At 66.7% G+C, this 2,626-nt stretch carries 3 protein-coding genes; all 3 read right to left on the reverse strand.

The features are described 5' to 3' along the window. On the reverse strand, positions 1-1,149 hold a 1,149-nt coding region (locus AC1DU6_RS26810; protein WP_477860835.1), incomplete at its 3' end, for a nitrate- and nitrite sensing domain-containing protein. 203 nt (positions 1,150-1,352) lie between these two features. Further along, on the reverse strand, positions 1,353-2,090 hold the full coding sequence (gene phbB / locus AC1DU6_RS26815; protein WP_056198408.1) for an acetoacetyl-CoA reductase: 738 nt from the start codon (positions 2,088-2,090) through the stop codon (positions 1,353-1,355). 31 nt (positions 2,091-2,121) lie between these two features. Further along, positions 2,122-2,626, reverse strand: a 505-nt coding sequence (locus tag AC1DU6_RS26820) for a thiolase family protein (RefSeq protein WP_477860837.1), incomplete at its 5' end; no start/stop codon positions are given.

Raw genomic sequence — 2,626 nt, forward strand, 5'->3', positions numbered from 1 at the left:
GCGCAAGGCATTCGTCGCCAGCACGACCTCGTCGCGGCCGGCCAGGGCCGGGGTCTCGCTGAGATCGCCGGCGCCCAGGGCCTCGATGCGGCGGCCCAGCACGGCGCAGCTGYTGCGCGACGCCAGGTAATAACTCACCAGCGCATAGGCGGCAATGGTGACAAAGCTGATGGCCAGGATCATGGCTGTCCACAGGTCACGCGTCAGGCGCTGGACCCGCGCGGTGACGAGTTCGGCCAGCTTCGCCTCCGCGGCGCGCTCCAATTTGTCGCACGCGGCAATCTGCGCCGTGCCCAGCGCGAACCACTCGGCCGCATCGACCTTGGGCGGCTCGCCCAGCACAAAGCCCTGAGCGAACTTCTCGCGAAAGTCCTTGCGGATCCGGTCCACGAGCTGCACGTCCAGGCCTTTCACGGCCTCGGGATTGGCCGCCGCAACCCGGTTCAGTGCGGCGGTCAGGCGCGTCAGGTATTCCTCGGTCACCGTGTCGGCCTGGTGCAGGCGCTGCAGCACGCCAGCGGGCGGCGAGCCCATTTGAGCAGCGGCGGCGCCGAGGGCGCGCATGCGGCCGACAGCATCCCGCAGCCGTGGCAAGGCATCGGTGACGCTCAGCATCAGGTAGTAGGTATCCGCGTCAGGGTCCAGGGCCAGGTTGGACTCGGACGAGGCCTGCTCGACGAGGGACTGCACCGCGTCGGTCAGCGCAAAGCTGGCCACGACGACCGACTCGGGTTCGGCCGCGCCAAGGGCGATCAGCGCCTTGGCCTTATCGCGCGCGGCAGCCAGGCCGGCGCCGAGCTTGAGCGGGTCCTGCTCCGCGCCGATATGCTTCTCCAGCGCCTGAGCCTGCGCGTTGAACTTGACCAGGGCTTCGTCGCGCCTGGCCTCGGCGCCCGGCATCTTGACGCTCACCCCGATGGAGCTCCCTCTCAGCACCATGGCCGCGTTCAGCAGCCCACTGACCTGGCGCACCTGGGCAACACCGACCAGTTCCTTGGCCGAGAAGTCGCGGGCGTCCGAGCGATCGCCCGCCAGCGCCACCAGCAGGTAGACCAGCGGAATCGCAAAGCACAGGCAGACGATGAAGAACTTGTGCGCCATCGGCAGGCGGCGCATCAGGCTCACGGCAGGTAGAAAGACAAGGTTCATCCGGCTCTTCCCATTGCTAATGCGCCAGTTGCTTGGCACAGATGCCGGAATGTAGTCAGGCCGCCTTCCCGATTCAGGGGATAAGTTCACAACCGCAGGTCGTTGCGCGGGCAAGCGTGGAATTGTTGCCGTGTCGCCCCAATGCGGTGCAAGCAACAAAAAGCCGGCTGGCGCCGGCTTTGCAGATGGGAGCCGCCCGGCTCTCACCCCATGTGCATGCCGCCGTTGCAGGAGAAGTCAGCGCCGGTCGAGAAGCCCGAATCCCCGCTGGCCAGCCAGGCGACGATGGAACCGATCTCCTCGGGCGTCCCCAGGCGCTTGACGGGAATCGTCGCCACGATCTTCTCCAGCACCTCGGGCTTGATCGCGCGGACCATGTCGGTGCCGATATAGCCAGGGCTGACGGTGTTGACCGTCACGCCCTTGGACGCCAGCTCCTGCGCCAGCGCCATCGTGAAGCCGTGCATGCCGGCCTTGGCGGCCGAGTAGTTGGTCTGGCCGGCCTGGCCCTTTTCGCCGTTGACCGAGCTGATCTGGATGATGCGGCCCCAGCCCTTTTCCACCATGCCCGGCACGACCTGCTTGGTCACGTTGAACATGCTGTTCAGGTTGGTGTCGATGACGGCATGCCAGTCGTCCGGCGTCATCTTCAGGAACATGCGGTCCTTGGTGATGCCGGCGTTGTTGACCAGCACGTCGATGGCGCCATGCTCACCGATGGCCTTGGAGAAAGCCTCAACGGTGGAGTCCCAGTCGGCCACGTTGCCGACGGAGGCGTAGAAGTCGTAGTCGAGCGCCTTCTGTTCATCGAGCCATTTCTTGAAGTCGCGGCTCGGACCGCAGCCGGCGATGACCTTGAAGCCTTCCTTGTGCAGGCGCTGGCAGATGGCGGTACCGATGCCGCCCATACCGCCCGTGACGTAGGCAACTTTCTTGCTCATGGATGTCTCCTGTTGTGATTGGGTGAGGGTATCAACGTTCGACGGTCAGGGCGACACCCATGCCGCCGCCGATGCACAGCGAGGCGATGCCCTTCTTGGCATCGCGCTTGACCATCTCGTGCAGCAGCGTGACGAGCACGCGGCAGCCGCTGGCGCCGATGGGGTGGCCCAGCGCAATCGCGCCGCCGTTGACGTTGACCTTGCTCATGTCCCAGCCCATCTCGTTGTGCACGGCACAGGCCTGGGCGGCGAAGGCTTCGTTGATTTCCAGCAGGTCGAGGTCGGCGGGCTTCCAGCCGGCGCGCTCCAGCGCCTTGCGGGCCGCGGGCACGGGGCCCATGCCCATCAGCGCAGGGTCCAGGCCGGCCGAGGCGTAGGAAGCAATGCGCGCCAGCGGCGTCAGGCCCAGGGCCGCGGCCTTGGCGGCCGTCATGACGACGACGCCGGCGGCGCCATCGTTCAGGCCCGAGGCATTGCCTGCGGTCACGCTGCCGGCTTTATCGAAGGCCGGGCGCAGGCCGGCCAGAGCTTCGGCG

It is taken from the genome of Roseateles sp. P5_B10 (assembly GCF_056400485.1).

Coding starts and splice junctions, on each gene's coding strand:
- phbB (WP_056198408.1), bottom strand. CDS start 2,090: ATGAGCAAGAAAGTTGCCTACGTCACGGGCGGTATGGGCGGCATCGGT.